17 protein-coding genes are annotated in these 18,606 nt (G+C 63.3%); 11 read left to right on the forward strand and 6 right to left on the reverse strand.

Annotated elements, in window-relative coordinates; translation table 11 throughout:
• Positions 1–106: 106 nt before the first annotated feature.
• Positions 107–649, forward strand: coding sequence for an isochorismatase family protein (locus AC1DLO_RS14015; RefSeq protein ID WP_476891196.1), 543 nt, complete (start codon positions 107–109; stop codon positions 647–649).
• A 258-nt stretch (positions 650–907) separates the two neighbouring features.
• Here AC1DLO_RS14015 and AC1DLO_RS14020 read toward each other — a convergent pair whose 3' ends face one another.
• Positions 908–2,125 carry a cytochrome P450 gene (locus AC1DLO_RS14020; RefSeq protein ID WP_476891197.1) on the reverse strand — a complete coding sequence of 406 codons (1,218 nt, stop codon included), beginning with the start codon at positions 2,123–2,125 and terminating at the stop codon, positions 908–910.
• A 226-nt stretch (positions 2,126–2,351) separates the two neighbouring features.
• On the opposite strand from AC1DLO_RS14020, the gene AC1DLO_RS14025 reads away from it, so the two are divergent.
• The 8 genes from AC1DLO_RS14025 to AC1DLO_RS14060 all read left to right on the forward strand — a co-directional run bounded on the left by AC1DLO_RS14025 (position 2,352) and on the right by AC1DLO_RS14060 (position 12,552).
• Positions 2,352–3,143 (forward strand): IclR family transcriptional regulator, encoded by a 792-nt coding sequence (locus tag AC1DLO_RS14025; protein ID WP_476891198.1) that lies wholly within the window; start codon positions 2,352–2,354, stop codon positions 3,141–3,143.
• Positions 3,121–4,821, forward strand: coding sequence for an HAL/PAL/TAL family ammonia-lyase (locus AC1DLO_RS14030; protein WP_476891199.1), 1,701 nt, complete (start codon positions 3,121–3,123; stop codon positions 4,819–4,821). Before AC1DLO_RS14025 ends, AC1DLO_RS14030 begins: the two co-directional genes overlap by 23 nt.
• A complete protein-coding gene (locus tag AC1DLO_RS14035) occupies positions 4,802–5,884 on the forward strand; it encodes a PDR/VanB family oxidoreductase (protein ID WP_476891200.1) in 1,083 nt (360 codons plus the stop codon). The genes AC1DLO_RS14030 and AC1DLO_RS14035 overlap by 20 nt, the downstream gene beginning before the upstream one ends.
• Before the next feature lie 327 nt (positions 5,885–6,211).
• A complete protein-coding gene (locus tag AC1DLO_RS14040) occupies positions 6,212–7,120 on the forward strand; it encodes an ABC transporter substrate-binding protein (RefSeq protein WP_476891201.1) in 909 nt (302 codons plus the stop codon).
• Positions 7,117–8,097, forward strand: a complete 981-nt coding sequence (locus AC1DLO_RS14045) for an amino acid ABC transporter permease (protein WP_476891202.1) — start codon at positions 7,117–7,119, stop codon at positions 8,095–8,097. Before AC1DLO_RS14040 ends, AC1DLO_RS14045 begins: the two co-directional genes overlap by 4 nt.
• Entirely contained in the window at positions 8,094–8,861 is a 768-nt protein-coding gene (locus AC1DLO_RS14050; RefSeq protein ID WP_269996046.1) for an amino acid ABC transporter ATP-binding protein, read from the forward strand. The genes AC1DLO_RS14045 and AC1DLO_RS14050 overlap by 4 nt, the downstream gene beginning before the upstream one ends.
• A complete protein-coding gene (locus tag AC1DLO_RS14055; protein ID WP_476891203.1) occupies positions 8,858–11,377 on the forward strand; it encodes a histidinol-phosphate transaminase in 2,520 nt (839 codons plus the stop codon). The genes AC1DLO_RS14050 and AC1DLO_RS14055 overlap by 4 nt, the downstream gene beginning before the upstream one ends.
• A gap of 233 nt (positions 11,378–11,610) precedes the next feature.
• On the forward strand, positions 11,611–12,552 hold the full coding sequence (locus AC1DLO_RS14060) for a phosphodiesterase (protein ID WP_476891204.1): 942 nt from the start codon (positions 11,611–11,613) through the stop codon (positions 12,550–12,552).
• A gap of 4 nt (positions 12,553–12,556) precedes the next feature.
• On the opposite strand, the gene AC1DLO_RS14065 is transcribed toward AC1DLO_RS14060, so the two are convergent.
• Positions 12,557–14,140 carry a stealth family protein gene (locus tag AC1DLO_RS14065; protein WP_476891205.1) on the reverse strand — a complete coding sequence of 528 codons (1,584 nt, stop codon included), beginning with the start codon at positions 14,138–14,140 and terminating at the stop codon, positions 12,557–12,559.
• Positions 14,141–14,193: 53 nt separating this feature from the next.
• Positions 14,194–15,105 carry a Cof-type HAD-IIB family hydrolase gene (locus AC1DLO_RS14070; protein ID WP_476891206.1) on the reverse strand — a complete coding sequence of 304 codons (912 nt, stop codon included), beginning with the start codon at positions 15,103–15,105 and terminating at the stop codon, positions 14,194–14,196.
• A gap of 187 nt (positions 15,106–15,292) precedes the next feature.
• On the opposite strand from AC1DLO_RS14070, the gene AC1DLO_RS14075 reads away from it, so the two are divergent.
• A complete protein-coding gene (locus tag AC1DLO_RS14075; protein ID WP_184741705.1) occupies positions 15,293–15,592 on the forward strand; it encodes a type II toxin-antitoxin system VapB family antitoxin in 300 nt (99 codons plus the stop codon).
• Between the two features lie 76 nt (positions 15,593–15,668).
• Entirely contained in the window at positions 15,669–16,316 is a 648-nt protein-coding gene (locus AC1DLO_RS14080; protein WP_311770646.1) for a LytR C-terminal domain-containing protein, read from the forward strand.
• A gap of 53 nt (positions 16,317–16,369) precedes the next feature.
• Here the strand turns inward: AC1DLO_RS14080 and AC1DLO_RS14085 are convergent, their stop codons facing one another.
• The 3 genes from AC1DLO_RS14085 to AC1DLO_RS14095 all read right to left on the reverse strand — a co-directional run bounded on the left by AC1DLO_RS14085 (position 16,370) and on the right by AC1DLO_RS14095 (position 18,488).
• Positions 16,370–17,011, reverse strand: a complete 642-nt coding sequence (locus AC1DLO_RS14085) for a TetR/AcrR family transcriptional regulator (protein ID WP_476891207.1) — start codon at positions 17,009–17,011, stop codon at positions 16,370–16,372.
• A gap of 52 nt (positions 17,012–17,063) precedes the next feature.
• Positions 17,064–17,762 (reverse strand): DsbA family oxidoreductase, encoded by a 699-nt coding sequence (locus AC1DLO_RS14090; RefSeq protein WP_476891259.1) that lies wholly within the window; start codon positions 17,760–17,762, stop codon positions 17,064–17,066.
• Positions 17,763–17,957: 195 nt separating this feature from the next.
• Complete coding sequence (locus AC1DLO_RS14095) at positions 17,958–18,488, reverse strand: GNAT family N-acetyltransferase (protein ID WP_476891208.1); 531 nt, start codon at positions 18,486–18,488, stop codon at positions 17,958–17,960.
• Positions 18,489–18,606 lie beyond the last annotated feature (118 nt).

An 18,606-nucleotide genomic window follows, 5' to 3' on the forward strand; every position in this document is an offset into this window, starting at 1 on the left:
TTGATCCGACCGGCGGCGGTCGGGCACGCTGGATGATGAGGTGGAAGCCTGCGCTGAACGCGTTCGCGATCACCTTCGCCGGCCGGTTCGAAAGAACCACTCACTAATGAAACCGGCCGGATCCACACACCGTTTATCGGACAGTCCCCCCGGGGGCGCATACCCGCTTGTCGGCTCAGACGCGGCGGTTGCTGCTGCCGCGTCTGTTGTTGATGCCTTCCGCCGTGGTGGCGAGCCGGTGGTGCATGTTCAGCATGTGTGGGACGAGCCGGAGGCTAGTTTCATGCGACCGGGAACCGCCGGTGTCGAGATCCACAAAGCGGTGAAGCCGCTCCCGGGAGAAGTTGTGATCGTCAAGGCTTCGCCAAATGCCTTTGTTGGCACTGAACTTTGCGATGTGCTCACGAGGCTTGAAGCGACTGATTTGGTGGTGGCCGGAATGATGACAAGCATGTGCGTGGATTCAAGTGTGCGGGCGGCCTCGGAACAGGGGTTCGATGTTGCTCTGGTCCATGACGCCTGCGCCGCCCCGGATCTTGAATTCGGCGGGGTCAGCGTCCCGGGCGAGATGGTTCACGCTGCCTTCGTCGCAGCCCTTGGCGACGGTTTTGCCCGCGTGGTCTCATTCCGAGACATCATCGCCCAGTAGGCGCCGTCGGTAGGAGACCTGACCACGCTGCGCACGGAACCTGGAACGACGGCGGGCTGGGGCACTTCGGTGCGGCAGCCCGCCGTCGGGCGTTAGTCCCCAGACGCTCGCTCACCTTAAGTGCCTTTTGGGCGAACGCTCGCTCACCTTTGTCGGCGATAGGTGCAGGAGGTGAAGGAGCGTTTGTGAATATTGCCGCAAAAGTGAAGGAGCGTTCGGGAAAAATGCTGCATAAGTGAAGGAGGATCGCCGGCGGATCTACGCGGCCGTGATGCGCAGCGGGAGGGAACGCCATCCTCGGAGGGTGTTGTGCAGGTATGGCAAGGGCTCGCCCACTAGCTCAATGCCTTTGATCCGCTTGGCCATGGCCGTGAAGAGCACGTCCATCTCAAGCCGGGAAATCGGCTGGCCCACGCATTGATGGATGCCCATGCCGAAGGCGAGGTGGCCGCCGGCGTTCCGGTCGATCGTGAACTCGTCGGCCGTGGCTCCCCAGTGCGCGGCATCCCGATTGGCAGAGCCCATGAACAGCAGCACCTTGGCTCCGGCCGGCAGCGAGATTCCCCGGAATACGGTGTCCGTTGCGACGGTCCGGAAGAAGGACTGGAACGGCGATTCGTACCGGAGGGCTTCGTCAATGGCGAACTTTGCCAGCCGCGGATTCGCGTGCAGGCTGGCCCACTGTTCCGGGTGTGCCGCCAAAGCCTGCAAAGTGTTCCCGATCGAGAACACCGTGGTATCCAAGCCTGCGGAGAGCATGGCCCGTACTAGCAGGGCGGCCTGTTCGGGAGTGATCTCGCCGCGATCGGCGAATTCCCAGATCTGGGCTCCCATGCCATCCGGGGAGAGGTTTTCCCGGGCGCAGTTGTCCATAACCCACTTGTGGGTGGGTTCGCCTTTTTCGAAGAACTCGCGGGACCGTTCGTCGTCGGGCCCGAAGGAACTGAAGTTCATTGCTCCGTGCGGCAGCAGATTGGCTTCGCGGCCTTCCCGCGGGATCCCGACGGCGTCGCCGAAGACACGGATGGGAAACAACTCGGCGAGGTCGGTGACGCCGTCGAACGTTTCCCGCTCGATGAGGCTGTCCACCAGCTCGTCGGCGAACTCTTCAAACCTGGCCCTCAGGGAGCGCACTCCACGCGGAGAAATGACACCTGCCATTGCTGCGCGCATGGGCCCGTGGACAGGGGGATCCGATTCCAGGATGCCTTGGGGACGCCAGGCGGGCTCGTGGTGCAGGTTCTTGGGACCCACACCCGCACTCGAGATGAACGTACGGTAGTCCTCCAGAATCTCCTTGCACTCCTCGAAACCGGCGAAGGCCAGGACCCCGTACTTCTCAAGCCACACTGCCGGTCCGGCCGCCCGCATGCGTTCGAACAGGGGATACGGGTTGGTGAGGTTTTCGTCCGTGTACGGATCATCGTGCAGACCAGAGAGTACGGGAATGGCTTGCGGGGGAGTGCGTAGTGACATCGTGGGCCTCATTACCGTCGATTTTTGCTGAGATCCAATCTGCGGGCCAACCCCTGCAAGGGACCGGACAAGCGGATTCGTGGCATCAAAGTATCGGTCTCAAAGAGCAACGGTTAAACATGATTCTCACTCTGTGGGAATCTGGTTTGTCGCAATGCTTTGCCGCCCTGCACGATCAGTTCATGACCGGCGACACAGGGTGACCGATCCAGGAAGGAGGCATACCGTGGCAACCCACACTTCATTTGAACGCGGCCTCATGATCCTCGCGGAAATCGCGGACAGCGGAGACGCCACCGTGGAGGGTGTGGCCCTCAAGCTGGGCATTCCCGTCAGTACCACCTATCGCTATTTTCGCCAGCTTCGCGAACGTGGATTCGTCCAGGAGGACGCGGGAATCTATCGGCCGGGTCACGCGCTGTTGGCCTTGACCGGACGGCACCTGACGCAGAGCCATCTCGCGGAAGTTGGCACGGCTGTGCTAAAAAGCATCGTTGATGCCGTGGGGGAAACGGCCGTGATGGTGATCCGGGTGGGAACGCAGGCCATGTGCCTGCGCCGAGCGGAACCGGACAAGGCCTTCAAGTACACGTTCGCCGTCAATGAGCTCCTGCCCCTAACGGCTGGCGCAGGCCCCCGGACGCTGCTCGCTTGGGCGCCGTCCGACGTCGTACGCCAAGTGCTCGACGGCGACCTTCCGCGCTTCACTGAAAACTCACCTTCCGCTGAGCAGATTCTGCTCAGCCTGGCGCAGATCCGATCTTCCGGCTGGGCAGTCTCCCGAGGCGAGCTGGATCCGGGTGCAGTCTCGGTGGCCGTACCGGTGATGCTGGACGGCGAGGCGGTATGCGCGCTCAACGTGGCCGGCCCGGAGAACCGCTGCGGTTCCCGCGCCTGGCTGAATTCGACTTTGAAGACAATGAACGAGGCAGCGGAGAACCTGGCGGCGTCGCTTGGTTCCCTCGCAAGCCGCAGAACAACCCGAGAGGTAAGCGATGACGCTCGAAACTCTGCTTGACACAGCACCAGTGGTCCTGGGGACGCACCGTGCAACCCTGCAGGATCTGATCCAGGTTGCGCGCCACCGGCGTCCCGTGGTGGTGGACGAGCAAGCCTTGGCGCGGATGAAGCCCAGTCAGGACTGGCTGGACGGCGTCATGGATGACATGCGGGCCGGAAAGGAAACGGCGCCGATCTACAGCATCAACACCGGTTTTGGTTCCCTCGCTGGCCGCAAGGCCTTCGACGAGCCGTCCGACGCCGCCGAGCTCTCCCGGCGCCTGGTCCTCTCCAACGCTGCCGGGGTTGGCCGCTACGTGGACGAAGAAGTGGTGCGGGCCACCATGTTCATCCGGATCGTCAGCCTGACACAGGGCTACTCCGGCGTACGGGCGGACATCGTGAAGACCCTCGCCGAGATGCTCAACCGCGGCGTGTACCCGGCTATCCCGGAATACGGTTCGCTGGGAGCTTCGGGCGACCTTATTCCGCTGGCCCACGTGGCGATTGTCATGTCGCGCTCCCACACCGGCGAGGACGAGGAGCTCGACTCCGGCGAGGCCTTCGTGGACGGTGCTGTGGTGTCCGGGATCGCGGCCATGGCCCATGCGGGAATCGAGCGGCTGCCGTTGGGTGCCAAGGACGGCCTTGCCCTTTTGAACGGCACCTCGTTCTCTTGTGCCCAGGCTGCGTTGGCCCTGTACGACGCCCAAAACCTCCTCGAAACCGCCCAGATCACCGCGGCCATGACCATCGAGGCACTCCTGGGCTTCGGAGATGCCTTCATCGACGAGCTCCATCAGGCCCGCGGCCAGCTCGGCCAGATCGAGGTGGCCGCGCGGTTGCGCGAGCTCCTCTCGGGCAGCGGGTTGGTAGATGGCGACGCCGGACGGGACCCCGTGCGCCAGCCGCCGCAGGACGCATACTCGCTGCGCTGTATTCCGCAGGTTTTCGGTCCGGTCAAGGACACCTTGGAATTCACCGCAGGCATCATCGATAACGAAATCAATGCCGCCACGGACAACCCCCTGATCTTCCCTTCGCTTCCTTCCACTCGCACCCTCAAAGCGGTCTCGGGCGGCAACTTCCACGCCGAGTACGTCGCGTTCGCGGCAGACTTCATCTCGATCGTGGTCACCGAAATCGGCAACATCACCGAGCGCCGGCTCTTCAGGCTCGACGACGGCACGCTTAACCGGGGCCTTCCGGACATGCTTGTTGCCAGTGAGCAGATCGGGATGGACTGCGGCTACATGCTGCCCCAATACCTTGCCGCTGCCTTGGTGTCCGACTGCAAGACCCTCGCGCACCCGGACAGCGTGGACTCCATCCCGACGTGCGCCAATCAGGAAGATCACGTGTCCATGGCCAACAACGCTGGCCGGCACGCGCGCCAGATTGTCGCCAACATCGAGTCCGTGGTGGCTGTGGAGTTGTTGATGGCAGCCCAGGCGTTGGAACTACGGATGGGCATGTCCGCCACGGCAGGCGCCAAACCCGGAGCAGCGAGCCTGGCAGCACTGGCGCTGCTGCGTTCCACCGCCGCAGCCGACGGCCGGGCGATCGACTACATCAAGCAGGACGTTGTCCTGTATCCGAGGCTACGCAAAGCCGGGGAACTCGTTCACGATGGCGCCGTCGTGGCCGCTGTGAATGCCGCGATCGGCGGAGGCCGCGATGACGCTCCAGGCCACTGACGCCGCCAAGCCGGGCACTGCGACGCTCGCCGCAAAGGGCTTTTTCCAGCTAGTGGCCAGCGAGCTCCGCACGGAGGCGGACGGTGTCGTTTCGGTGATTCTCAAGGATCCCGACGGCGGTGCGCTACCGGTATGGGAGCCTGGTGCCCATGTCGACGTGCTGTTTTCCAACGGAATGCTGCGCCAGTACTCGCTGTGCTCCGAACCTGCGGATCGGTCCACGTGGCGCATCGCAGTGTTGCGTGAGCAAACCAGCCGGGGCGGTTCGAGTTTTGTCCATGAGGTGTTGCGGGCCGGGGACGTCCTCGATGTTCGGGGCCCCAAGAACAATTTCCGTGGCACGGCGGGCTCCGGGGAGAAGCTTTTCATCGCCGGCGGGATCGGAATCACGCCCCTGCTGCCGATGATCCGAGCAGCGATCCGGGCAGGGGAGCCTTGGCGCCTCTTGTATCTGGGGTCCAATCTCCGTTCCATGGCTTTCCTGGACGAGATCGCCGGACTTGACCCGGTTGGGCACAGAACCAGGATCCATGCCAAAGAGGGATCCGGCGCCCTGGACTTGGCCGGGTACCTTCGCAGCGAAGGACTCGCCGCGGACTCGACGGTCTACGCTTGCGGTCCGCCGCGGTTGCTCAGCGAGCTCCGCTTGGCCCACGAGGCTGGTGTGGTTCCGCAGTTGCTCTTTGAGGACTTCGGTCAAAGCGAGCCCGACGCCGGAACCCGCCCAAGCGGCGCCGTTCCAGGCAGCGCCGCACCAAGCGGTTCCGGGCAGGAAAGCCGGAACGCTTCCGGCGATAACTCGCCTTTCGTCGTGGAAACAGCCGACGGAATGGAGATCGATGTTGCGGAAAATGAAACAATTCTCGATGCCCTCCAGCGATCAGGAGTTCCCGCGTTGAATTCCTGCCGAAAAGGAACGTGTGGGACGTGTGAAACGGTAGTGCTGGACGGAATTCCCGATCATCGCGATGAAATTCTCAGTGACGAAGAACGTGCGTCAAATGAAACAATGATGATTTGCGTTTCACGCTGCCGCGGGGAGAGGTTGGTGCTGGAACTCTAGACCGGGGCAAACGCGATTTTCCCTTTGTTTGCGGGGGTATGTAGGGCCGCATTCGCTCTCCTGTGTGGAGCCGTGTGCCCGCGGCGGAACGGGAATTTCAACGTTTTGCGATGTGGCTTGCCCATTTTCAAATGCCGGATCCGATGCTCTTCGGACCTGGCATTTGTCATTTAAGAATACTTTTTGAATTCGCCTTGAATGGCTATTGTGATGCGTCTCATTCATCTCTATGCTGAACCAAGATCGCGCAGATTCATTCTGAATTTCCATCCCGGTAGCAGTTGTCCCGTGGTTCGCATGAAGCCGTAATAACCCAAGGAGCACACATTGAGTATTTCCGAATTCTCCCTCCGCAAGCCGGCCCTCGCGGCCATTGCACTCGCCGCCGTCGTCGGGCTGACCGCTTGTGGCGGCTCGGCGAGTGCGGGTGGCGACGCAAGCGCGGCGGCAAATGCGGCAAAGGCGCCGCTCTTCAGCCAGTTGCCCAAAGAGGTCCAAAGCGCGGGCACCATCAAGGTGGCCAGCAACGTCGAGTACCCTCCGTTCGAGTCCATCGACAAGGACGGAAAGACCATCGTCGGGATTGACCGTGAGCTCGCGGACGCCATCGAGAAGAAGCTCGGCGTTACGCTCGCCTTCGACAACATCGCTTTCGATGCGATCATCCCGGGCCTGGCATCGGGCCGCTATGACATGGGTATGTCCGCGATGTCGGACACTCCCCAACGGCAGAAGCAGGTCAGCTTCCTGGACTACTTCTCGGCGGGTGCGGGCATCATGACCACCAAGGCCAACCCGCGCAACGTGAAGTCGCTCGACGATCTGTGCGGCGCAAAGGTGGGCATCGTCAAGGGCACCACCGAAGACGCTGATGCCGCGGACCAGTCCAGCAAATGCCAGGCCGCGGGGAAGGACCAGCTCGCCATCACGATCTATGCCGGGCAGAACCAGGCAGTCCTGGCGCTGCAGAGTGGACGGGTGGACGCCTTCTTGCTTGATACGACGTCAGGTTCCGTAGTCGCCGCCGAAAGCAACGGCGACTTGGTGATGGGTAAGCCGTACCAGCAGGGATTCTTCGGCATCGTGTTCCCCAAGGAGAGCACCGACCTGACCAACGTGGTGCAGAAGGCCATGGAGCAGATCAAGGCAGACGGTACCTACAAGGCCATCCTGACCAAGTACAAAATGGATGACCACGTCATCGAGAAATTCACCGTCAACGGAGCTACCAAGTGACCCTGTACACGGCAACGGAAGAGGAGCAGAATCTCTCGATTGTCCCGGCCCGCTACCGAGGGCGCTGGGTCATGGCCGGAGTGGTGCTCCTTGCCGTAGCACTCATGGCCTACGGCATGGTCACCAATCAGCGATTCCAGTGGGGCACGGTGGGAGAATACCTGTTTGCCGCTCCGGTGCTCGCCGGATTGGGCAATACTTTGATGCTGACCGCCGTTTCGATGGCCATCGGCATCGTCCTGGGAATCGCTGTGGCCGTGTGCCGCCTGTCCCCGAATCCCATCCTCTCCTCCGCTGCGTGGGCTTACTCCTGGTTCTTCCGTGGCACCCCGCTCATGGTCCAGCTCCTGTTCTGGTTCTTCATGGCCGCGCTCATACCGAAGCTGGTGCTCGGCGTTCCATTCGGCCCCAGTTTCTTCGAGATCTCCACCAACACGCTGATCTCCCCGTTCACCGCGGCCATCCTGGGCCTGAGCCTTAACGAAGGCGCGTACATGGGCGAGATTGTCCGCTCCGGCATCCGGGCTATCCCGGCGGGCCAGACCGAGGCAGCCAAAGCCATGGGAATGACGAGGCTGCAGACGATGCGCCGCGTGATCCTCCCGCAGGCCATGCGCGTCATCATCCCGCCCACCGGCAATGAGACCATCGGCATGCTCAAGTACACCTCCCTGGTGATCGTCATCGGCTACAGCGAGCTCTTGACGTCGGTTTCGATCATCTACTCGCGCACGTTCCAGACCATTCCGCTGCTGATCGTGGCGGCCCTTTGGTACTTGGCCGTCACAGCGGTCCTGTCCGTGGGCCAGTACTACGTGGAACGGCATTTCGAACGGGGCTTCACGCCAATGAAAGCCGCCAAATCACTCCCGGGGGCCGCAGCCAACGCCCGCTTGAAGAACGGTCTCCCGCCGGCGTCGAGCGCCTCTTTGGCGATCCCAAACGGTCCCGCAGAAGAACTGGAGAAGGTCAAGTGAAGGAACCAATCGTTCGGGCCCGCGACATCCGCAAGTCCTTCGGACATCTGGAGGTCCTCAAAGGCATCAGCCTGGATATCAATGCGGGCGAGGTCGCATGCCTGCTGGGGCCGTCGGGCTCGGGAAAGAGCACCTTCCTTCGGTGCATGAACCACTTGGAAAAGATCGACGGCGGCCAGCTTTGGGTCCAGGGTGAACGCATCGGGTACCGGCGCTCCGGCAACAAGCTCCACGAACTCAAGGAGCACGAGACCGCGAAGCAACGCGCATCCATCGGCATGGTCTTCCAGCAGTTCAACCTCTTTCCACACCGCACTGCGCTGGAAAACGTGATCGAGGGTCCCACAGTGGTCCAGCGCATCCCCAAGGAGCAGGCCGTCGAGGAAGGCCGGCAGTTGTTGGCGCGCGTGGGGCTGGCCGACAAAGCGGACCACTACCCGGGCCAGCTCTCGGGCGGCCAGCAGCAGCGCGTGGCGATCGCGCGCTCGCTCGCGCTCAAACCCTCGGTCATGCTTTTTGACGAGCCGACCTCGGCCTTGGATCCCGAGCTCGTGGGTGAGGTGCTGGACGTGATGCGCTCGCTGGCGGACTCCGGTATGACGATGATTGTGGTCACCCATGAGATGGGTTTCGCCAAGGAAGTTGGCAACGTGGTTCACTTCATGGCCGACGGACAGCTCGTGGAAAGCGGCGATCCGCACCAGGTCCTTGAGGACCCGCGCGAGCCGCGCACCCAGGCGTTCTTGTCCAAGGTCCTTGCATGAGCATTCCGGCGCAGTTAGGTGCATCGCTGGAGGGCAGTGATGTGGAGTGCCCGACGGCGGTCCTCGCCGTCGTCGTCGAACTCCAGCTGGCGTTGGGCGGCAAGGTCGCCGTCGATCCCGCTGCCCGCGCAGCCCGTTCACATGACCGCTCGCACCTTCCGTCCGGGCCGCCGGCCGCCGTTGTGCGTCCGTCCTCCACGGAAGATGTTGCGACGGCGGTGCGGATCTGTGCCGCCCACGGGGTGGCCGTGGTTCCGATCGGGGCCGGAACGGGCCTCGAAGGAGGTGCCAACGCCCGGGCCGGGGTGGTCACGATCGATCTTTCCGGAATGACCGGCATCCTGCGGCTCAGCCCGGCGGATCTGGATGTCACGGTCCAGGCCGGAGTGATGAAGAGTGCCCTCAACGCGGAACTGGATCCGCACGGCTTGTTCTTCCCGGTGGGCCCCGGCGTGGACGCGAGCGTCGGTGGCATGTGTTCCACGCGGGCCAGCGGCACCACGGCCGTCCGCTATGGGACCATGCGGGAAAGTGTCCTCGGCCTGACCGTGGTTCTTGCCAGCGGCGAAATTGTGCGCACGGGCGGCCGGGCGAGGAAATCCGCGGCCGGTTACGACCTCACGCATCTTTTCGTCGGCGCGGAGGGCACACTGGGGATCATTACCGAGGTGACGCTCCGCGTCTACGGTCAACCGCAAGCGGTCTCGGCCGCCGTGTGCGGATTCCCTTCGCTCGAAGCGGCTTGCCTGGTGGTGCAGGAGGCCATTCAAAAAGGGATTCCGTTGGCTCGCGTGGAGTTGCTGGATGACACCACCATCGCCGCCGTCAACGCGTACTCCGCGCTCGAATTGCCGGGAACCGCCAGCTTGCTGTTCGAGTTCCACGGGACCTCGCGCGCAGTGGAGGAGCAGACGGGCCAAATCCAGGCCATCGCCGTCAGGCACGGTGGAAGTGGCTTCGAGTTCGCCACGGAGGAGACCGACCGCCAGCGTCTGTGGCAGGCCCGGCACGATGTCCTCCCGGCCTGCCAGGCCCTCGTGGACGGTGCGCACACCTGGTCGACGGATGTATGCGTACCCATTTCACGGCTGGCCGAATGCATTGCCGCCACCAAGCAGGACATTGTCGCCTCGGGACTCATGGCTCCGATTGCCGGACATGCCGGCGACGGAAATTTCCACTTGGCCATTGTCCTCAAACCCGGAGACAAGGATGCCTTGGTTGCGGCCTCGGCCCTGAATCAGCGACTCGTGGCCCGAGCCCTCTCGATGGGAGGCACCTGCACGGGCGAGCACGGCATCGGTGCAGGCAAAATGGACTCACTCCGCGCCGAACATCCTGCCGGGGTGGGCGTCATGGCCGCCATTAAGGCAGCTCTGGACCCGCACAGCCTGATGAACCCGGGCAAGGTCCTGGCTCCTGCAGGTACTTCCCGGCGGGTTTCGCAGACTCTTTCGGGCAGGTCGTCGCGTCCGGCACCTCGACCCGAAATAGCGGCGCTTCCAAGCTATTCCCGGGCCTCAGGCTTGGGCAGCGTCACATGGGTGGCGTCTTCCAACGAGTCTCCCGTGCCGCCGTCGTCCGCTGTCCAGAACGCCATGGCGGCGGCGACCGTCGGTCTGAACCGCTATCCGAGCCTCTTTGGCGACGAACTGGTGGCGGCGATCGCGCAGCGCTTGGGGCTGAGGGACGAGCAAGTGCTGGTGGGGGCCGGCTCCCTAACCCTTCTCCAGCAGCTGCTCACGGCGTACAGCGGGCCCGGCGCCGAAGTGGTTCATGCCTGGCGCAGCTACGAGGCATATCCGATTCTGGTGACGGTGGCAGGGGCGGCAAGCGTTCGGGTGGCGCTCGACGCCGGGCTCCGGCACCGGCTTGACGCCATGGCGGACGCGATCACAGCGCGCACGAAAGTAGTGATTGTCTGCAACCCGAACAACCCCACGGGCACCGTGATCCAGCACGATGAACTGCTCCGTTTCCTCCATCGGGTGCCCGCAAACGTGGTGGTGGTGCTCGATGAGGCTTATCGCGAATTCACCCAGCCGGAAGAGGACGAAGTAGCCCTGCTGGCAATGTTCCCCAATCTGGTGGCCCTTCGCACCTTTTCCAAGGCCTACGGGCTCGCCGGCGCGCGGGTTGGATACCTGGCAGCGGCCCCGGAAATTGTTGGCAACCTGCGGAGGTCGGCGCCGCCGTTCGGCCTGAGCAGGGTGGCCGAGGCAGGGGCTGTTGCAGCCTGGTCTGAAGAAGGAGTCCTGCGGGACACCGTCGCGGGTGTGGTGGCGGAGCGGGAATTCCTGGCCGAGGAACTGCGGAACCGAGGCTTTCGAGTGCCGGAAAGCGGCGGGAACTTCGTGTGGATTCCCGTGGAGCAGGCGCGGGAATTGGAGCAAGCCTGTGTGCGCCACGGCGTTTCGGTCCGAGCGTTCGACGGCGAGGGCGTGCGTGTGACTATCGGCGGACGTGAGGCGTCGCAGGCTGTGTTGGCTGCAGTGGACTCGTATCTCCGGTGTTGAGGGAAGCCTGGATGGTGGGAACCGCCGTCGCTCGCTCACCGGTCACGTTCACAGTGCCGCGACCGGCCCCAGACGGAAAAGCGCCCTAAAGGTGAGCGAGGGTTGCCGGGGCGCGTGAGTAATTTTCCAACATTCCGTCCGTAAGTTACCCTGCGTTAGCCTTTTGTCTGGTTGGATTGGGTTTATTGGGGCAGACACTGGAGGCGCCGTCTCCTACCGACCCGAAGGTAGTAATGGAGCTCATCGAGGCCGAATATCCTCGGCCAGGACACGTCCTTCTGCACCTTAGCGACTCCCATCTGGTGGGAGGGTCGGAACCCCTTTACGGCGCGGTAGACAGCGAAGCCCATCTCAGACAACTCTTTTCTGAAGTTCATGCGTCAAAGGTCCGTCCCGACGCCGTGATCTTCACGGGTGACCTGGCAGATCAAGGCGAGCCGGAAGCCTACGCCAAACTCCGGGCAATCGTCGAGCCTGCCTGCCACGAGATGGGCGCACGCGTGATCTGGGCGATGGGAAACCACGACGACCGTGCCAATTTCCGTGCGGGCCTGTTCGACCAAAGCGGTAATGACGCCTCGGTGGATCACAGCTACTTCGTCAACGGGCTGCGGATCATCACGCTGGATACTTCCGTGCCGGGCTTCCATCACGGTGAACTAAGCCAGAGTCAGCTCGACTGGTTGGCGTCGGAGCTCGCAACACCTGCCCCGGACGGCACCATTCTTGCCCTCCACCACCCGCCGGTCCCGAGCGTCCTTGACCTCGCCATCCTGGTGGAGCTCCGCGGCCAAGCGGCGCTGGCCGACGTCGTACGCAATTCCGATGTCCGTTCCATCCTGGGCGGTCACTTGCACTACTCCACCACAGCCACGTTCGCGGGCGTCCCCGTATCAGTGGCTTCCGCGAGCTGCTACACGCAGGACCTTAACGTTCCGCAGGGCGGTACCCGAGGACGGGACGGCGCCCAAGCATTCAACCTGGTGCACGTCTACGAGCAAACGATTGTGCATTCGGTGGTGCCGTTGGGGAAGTCACCGACCGTTGGCGACTATGTCAGCCCGGAAGCCACCAGGCGTCGGCTTGCCGAAGCAGGCGTCCGGATTCCCCAGCGACCAACCCACGAACGCGGCGTCCGGGTGGAGGCGAAGCGCCCGGAGATGACCCGGCGCTAGCAGCCTACTTCTCCCACGGAGCCTTGACCGGGAAGTACTTCTCCATGAAGTCCGTCACGAGCCCGGCCCGTTCATCGGCAGCCACCTCGGGGAAGCTGCCGTCGTTGAGGCAGAAGAAGTCCACGTTGCGTTTCGCCAGCAGGGTTGGCAGGTAGTGGAGCCCGGACCACAGGGTCGTATCCACATACCTGACTTTGGCGGCCGTCTGCGTCACCGCCCGGCCCGTGAGCAACGAGTAGTAGTGGTAGAACGAGTTGGTCACGGAAATGTTGTCCGCCGCTCGGAACCTGCTGCTGGCCGTCTTGGCGAACTCGGCCGGAAACTCGCGCTCCATCTCTGCGACCACGCTGCGGCGCAACGGAGCGGCGGTGTGCTCCAAGTGGCGCGTGGTGATGCGGCCGAACCGCTCCCAAAGGAGCTTCCGGTTGACGCGGGCGGCATTCTCGAAGCCGCTGCGTTCGGCGTCGTTCTCTCCCAGTCCAATCCTGGTGGAAGCCTCGATGAACTTGGTGATTCCGCCGGGAGTGAAGAACATGTCCGGTGCTACGGGGCGGCCGAAGAACATGTCGTCGTTGGAATACAGGAAGTGCTCGGACAGGTCCGAAATGTGGTGCAGTTGGGATTCCACGGCTTGCGAGTTATGCGTGGGCAGCACTGAGGGGTCCTTGAAGAACTCCTCGCTTCGCACGATCCGGACGTCCGGGTGTTCAGCCAGCCACTCGGGCGCGGGGGAGTCCGTGGCGATGTAGATCCGGCGAATCCAGGGCGCGTACATGTACACGGAACGAAGGGCGTATTTAAGTTCGTTGATCTGCCGGAAACGGGCCTCGTGGGCGTCGCCCTCGCCTAGGACGACGTCCTTCATCTGCTGACGGCGGGCCGCGATATACGCAGGATCGTTGCCGTCCACCCACGAAAAGACGATGTCGACGTCGAAGTCGATGTCGCTCGCATGGTCCGCGAACATGTTCTCGATGGTCGGCCAGTTCAGACCGTGGCGATTCACAGTCCCCCGAACGGCGTCCTGGCGCAGCATGGTTCGCCGAGTCAGCGAGTTCTCCACGGGCAACACGAGTTGATCGCCGTCGAACTCCCACAATTCCAGCTGCACGCCGAGGGAGGGGCCGTAGGTCAACCCGCCCCCGGGTTCCACGCGTGGACGGAAGAGCCTGAAGATCCGTGCCTTCCGGTTGCTGGAAAGCTCGCCGTCCGCCACCAGCAGCGTGGATTTCTTCCTGGCATCCACGGTCATGGAGTAGAACGGTTCGTTCCGGAAAGCGGCGACCAAAGCCTGTCGCAACTTCTTCCGGAGCTTCCAATCAACGGCGATCACGGGCCGGTGATCGTTGCCGCGGACCAGGATGAAATCCAGTCCCGCCGCGTCCAATGCCGCGCGAATGAAAAGGAGGTCTTCGACCATCACCTGCTGCGGCGTGCGGTTCTGGTTCAGCAAGCTGTATCGGCCACGATGGCGGACGACGTCGGCGCGGTGCTTGAGGCGCGCCTCGACGGCGGGCGACGTCGGCTCAGGAACGACCGCGTCGTCGTCGGAGGCGGGGCTACCGAAGTAAATCGCTTGCTGGTCCATGACTGTGATGGCTTTTCTCCGAAAGGTTGTGGTGAAGTGTGGGCTTAGCGGACTCAGCCCACCAAGGCTTCGCGCCAGCTGCGCAGGAATGCGCCGCCGGCGTCGTCGTGAATGACGTCCTCGCCCAGGCCGAGGTCTGTGGCTGTAAGAACATCGTATGGCTTGTTGGGCACACCGTCCGCGGGGCGGACATCGATGTGCTTAACGCTGTGGTCATTGTGGTGGAGCCAATCGGCCATGGCGTAATCGGTGCGCGAATCGCCCACCGTCCGCCAGGCCTGCGGGGTGATTCCCTGGGCGGCGAGGAGTTCCACCGCACGGCTGGCGCCCAGATCCTTTCCGAGCCGGATGGACTCGATGTCCGTGGAGATAATGGTGGGATCCAAGCGATAGTCAGCGGCGTCGTCGGACCCTGGTGCGTGGTGGTCAAGGAGCGCGGCGGAGAGCCCGTGCCGGCCCATGAGGTCCAAAGCGTCGGCGTCGAAGAGCTTCTGCTCGGCCAGGTAGTCGTCATTTGAGACGTCCAGATGCTGTTCCACGGACACCATGGCCCGCTTGGTCTCATCGAAGAACATGTGGGTCGCGTAGTCCTCTGCCACCATGCGGCGGACGTCGTCGCCGTAGGCCTTCGGAACAGCGAGGTCATGGTCCACATGGATGGGTCCCGGGCCGCCCGAGGTGTAGCTGAACCACACAGCGCCCTTCTCGCAGATGGCGTGGACAACGGTTCCCGTGGGCATTCCCGCTGCGATCATGGGCACCATGACCTGCTCGCGGATGAAAGCGTCGGAACGGCCGGTGTTGAAAATGACGGGGATGCCGGCGGATGCCAAACTGACAAGATCGGCGATGATTTCCGGCTTCACGTCCCGCGTCACGGGACTCGCGACAGGGCCGTCAACGTCGAGGAGGAGTGCGAGGGCGGGAGTAGCCGGGTGAGTGGCGCCGGGCATCGGAGCAGTCATGCTCCCATTCTGTCAGTCCCGCGCCTCTGCTAGTCCAGCGGCGGGGGGGCAGCGGTGTGACGGCCGACGGCGGCAGCGGGCTCCGACGGTGGGAGTACCGGCCGTTTACGGTTACCATTTGGCCACAACCTTGGCGGGAGTCTTCCTGTAAGTTCCCTTGGACGGCTTACTTCTTTAGGCTTGCAAAGTGATCTTCAAAGCTGTGGGCGAGGGACGCCCGTACCCCGACCATGGTTTTTCCACGCCCAAGGACTGGGCCTCGCTGCCGCCACGTCCGGTACGGCTCGACGAACTTGTCACCACCAAGCGGACGCTTGACCTGGAAGCACTGTTGGCCGAGGACTCAACTTTTTTCGGGGATCTTTTCCCGCACGTGGTGCAGTACCAAGGTGTGTTATATCTCGAAGACGGACTTCACCGTGCCGTCCGTACTGCGCTCCACCAACGCACGGCCATCCACGCCCGGGTGCTGGTGATAGATGGTTAACGAGACACTCCCGGAAGAGCAGGTGGACGTGCCCCAGAATGGTGCTCCGAAGAAGTCCCGGAGGCGTCCAAACGACGTGACGCGTCTGCACGGGCATCGCATTGTCACCGGCCCGGAACTGCGGGCCACTTTTGCCGAACCACCCGGGCCCGAAAACCATCCGGGATGGTTCAGCCGCCGCCTTTTGCACGGCATCGTACTCGTGCTGCTCGTGGGGGTGATCGTTGCCGGGGTGGTGGGGGCCTGGGCAGTCATGAACGGAGTGATCCGCTTCCCCTCGGCCGTCGCCAGCAAGGCTCCGACAACCCTGTGCCCGACGACCGTCTTCGACTACACGCCCAACAACAAGGTCAAGGTCAATGTCTACAATGCCGCTGGCAAGGCTGGCCTGGCGAAAAGCGTGGCTGACCAGCTGAAAGCGCGCGGATACAACGTTGCCGGCGTTGACAACACCACCACTAGCTACACCGGGTCGGCGGTAGTTGTTTCGGGATCCGGCGGCCAAGCGGCGGCGTTCAACATCCAACGGAACATCGCGGGCACCGACTACTTCCAGGACCAACGCACGGATGCCTCCGTGGACCTCATTCTCGCGCCCGCTTTCTCTGCCCTGGTCCCGCCCGAACTCGTGGACAACACGCCGGGCAAGCTCAGTTGTCCCCGCGAAGACCAACGGATTGCGGACAATTCGAAGCTGCCGGTGCTACCGAAGCCGACGCCTTAGCCGCGGGCCGCGGGCGGCGGGCTCTGCGGGTGACGCCGGCCCCAGCGGGAGTGTCACCCTAGGCGCGCGGGACGGCCGCCGTCGTCGAACCTTGCTCCCGCGCCCAACTGGATGAACCGCACCGTCTGGACCAACCGCTCCTCAAGCTCGTCCGGCTCCGCCCCGTTCGCTGCATTGCCGCGTGCCGCGCTGGAGGAAAGAGTTCCGTGGATGAGCCTAGCGAGCTGCGAGACATTGGTGGGCGGAAGATAGCCTGCTGAGATTCCGTCGCGCAGGATGTCTTGGAGCAGTAGGTTGAGTTCGCCCACGTGATCCGCCAATTTCGCAAAGGAAGCGGGGGAGAGGACGGCCCCCATCGCGGGGCCCGGCGGGAGGTGCCGGCGGCTCAGGTCTTCCACTTGGGCGCGAACGTACAGGGCCAGGCGGTCCACCGGGTTCTGCAGTGCAGCAAGGGACTCGCGCAGGTCGCCCAGGAAGCGTTCGGTCTCGTCCAGGGCGTACGCGATCAGGAGCTGTTCCATGTCGGCGTAATAGTTGTAGACCGCAGTCCGGCCGACGCCGGCATGCCGCGCGACGTCGGTCATGGTCAAGCCGGGCAGGCCGTGGGTGAAGAGCAACTCGCCGAAAGCAGTCAGGATCCGGCGTCGGGTTTCAGCGCGTTGCGCCGCATTGTTGGCGGCCGTAATCCTAGGCATACAGACACTTTACAGTGATCTGTCAGCAAAGCTGCGTGTATGTGGGGCGAGCCTAAATCGCGCAGCCGTCAGGACCGCAGGCTTCGGCGTCGGAGCTGCCGACGGCGACCAACGGATTGGCTTCCTGCCACGCCTGGGTGAGGGCCTGGGTGAAGACCTCGGAGGGTTGTGCACCGGAGAGGCCATACTTGCGGTCGATGACGAAGAAGGGCACGCCGGTGACGCCGAGCATCCGGGCTTCGGCGATGTCGCCGCGGACGTCCTCCGCGTACCTGTCGGTGCTGAACAACTCCGCGATTTCGCCTTCCGGCAAGCCCAGGTCGTTGCCGAGCTTGGTCAAGTAGTCCTGGCTTCCGATATCCTCGCCGTGTTCAAAATGGCCGCTCAGGAGCCGTTCCTTGGCTTCGTCCTGCTTGCCGTGGGCGGCGGCCAGGTGGATGAGGCGGTGAGCCGTGAAGCTATTGGCCACTACGACGTCGTCGAAACGGTAGTTGAGACCCTCGCCCTTTGCCTGCAAGGCGACGTGGTCGAACATCTGGCTGACCTGCGCGGGGTTCATGCCCTTTCGCTTGCTCAGGTAATCGAGCTCCGTGCCGTCGTAGTGTTCCGGAATGCTCGGGTCCAACTGGTAGCTGCGCCACTGGATCTCTACCGAGTCGCGGTGCGGGAAATCGGCGAGCGCCGTCTCGAACCGGCGCTTTCCGATGTAGCACCACGGGCAAGCGACGTCTGACCAGATCTCAATCTTCATGATGGCGACAACCGGGAATTCAGGTGCATCATTCCCGGAACGGCCTGTTGGACTGGTCACAGAGGGCGTTCATGCGGGGCCGCTCGCGACGCGCAAAATGATGTGCGATGCGGAATCAGGATTGCGCTACGCGAATTCGGGTGTCGTGGGGCAATTTGTGCATCGCGGGTCCATTTCCGCGTCGCTGGGCGCGTGCTACAGCGCCCGCTCCATCACGAAATCGTGTTCAACGGCATTTCCCAGGCGGAAGGACTTGGTCCCGACCTTCCTGAATCCACTCTTCTCGTAGAAACGGATGGCCTTGGCATTCTGGCTGTTGACGCCAAGCCACACGCCCGCCGCTCCGGTGCCTGCGGCGTGGTCCAAGGTGGCCTTCATGAGCTCGGCGGCAGCACCCAGGCCGTGGTGTTCAGGATGGACATAGCATTTGCTCAGCTCCGTGGAGGGCGCCAGCGTCAGCGCCGAAGAAACGTCAGTATCCGCTGCGGGCCGGGCGACGAGCATGCTGTAGCCGCGGAGCTCACCCGCGGCGTCGATGGCCAGGATAGTGATGTCCGGATCGGCGAGGTACTCCGTGAACTTCTCTGCGCTGAGCGTTTTGCGGAGGTGCGCGGCGATGTCCTCGGGCGAGGAGTCCGGAGGGCAGGCGAGCGGAAAGGTGACGGCAGCAAGCTTCGCCAGCCGTCCGGCGTCGTCCGCTGTTGCTTCACGGATTGTCTGGCTCATGCGGTCCTCTCGGAAATGCGGGCGCGGAAATGCCCCTCAAGACTGATCTTAAGGGGCATTTCAAGAAGGACTACGACGGCGGTGGCCGGCCGGACCGTTCCTCCTCCGGGAGCGCGGG

The organism is Arthrobacter sp. 01T419, assembly GCF_056398865.1.

Excerpts from the sequence above, each read along its gene's own strand:
- AC1DLO_RS14060 (WP_476891204.1), top strand. The coding sequence starts at position 11,611 with ATGGAGCTCATCGAGGCCGAATATCCTCGGCCAGGACACGTCCTTCTG.
- AC1DLO_RS14030 (WP_476891199.1), top strand. The coding sequence starts at position 3,121 with ATGACGCTCGAAACTCTGCTTGACACAGCACCAGTGGTCCTGGGGACG.
- AC1DLO_RS14095 (WP_476891208.1), bottom strand. The coding sequence starts at position 18,488 with ATGAGCCAGACAATCCGTGAAGCAACAGCGGACGACGCCGGACGGCTG.
- AC1DLO_RS14015 (WP_476891196.1), top strand. The coding sequence starts at position 107 with ATGAAACCGGCCGGATCCACACACCGTTTATCGGACAGTCCCCCCGGG.
- AC1DLO_RS14055 (WP_476891203.1), top strand. The coding sequence starts at position 8,858 with ATGAGCATTCCGGCGCAGTTAGGTGCATCGCTGGAGGGCAGTGATGTG.
- AC1DLO_RS14070 (WP_476891206.1), bottom strand. The coding sequence starts at position 15,105 with ATGACTGCTCCGATGCCCGGCGCCACTCACCCGGCTACTCCCGCCCTC.
- AC1DLO_RS14035 (WP_476891200.1), top strand. The coding sequence starts at position 4,802 with ATGACGCTCCAGGCCACTGACGCCGCCAAGCCGGGCACTGCGACGCTC.
- AC1DLO_RS14090 (WP_476891259.1), bottom strand. The coding sequence starts at position 17,762 with ATGAAGATTGAGATCTGGTCAGACGTCGCTTGCCCGTGGTGCTACATC.
- AC1DLO_RS14020 (WP_476891197.1), bottom strand. The coding sequence starts at position 2,125 with ATGTCACTACGCACTCCCCCGCAAGCCATTCCCGTACTCTCTGGTCTG.
- AC1DLO_RS14065 (WP_476891205.1), bottom strand. The coding sequence starts at position 14,140 with ATGGACCAGCAAGCGATTTACTTCGGTAGCCCCGCCTCCGACGACGAC.
- AC1DLO_RS14085 (WP_476891207.1), bottom strand. The coding sequence starts at position 17,011 with ATGCCTAGGATTACGGCCGCCAACAATGCGGCGCAACGCGCTGAAACC.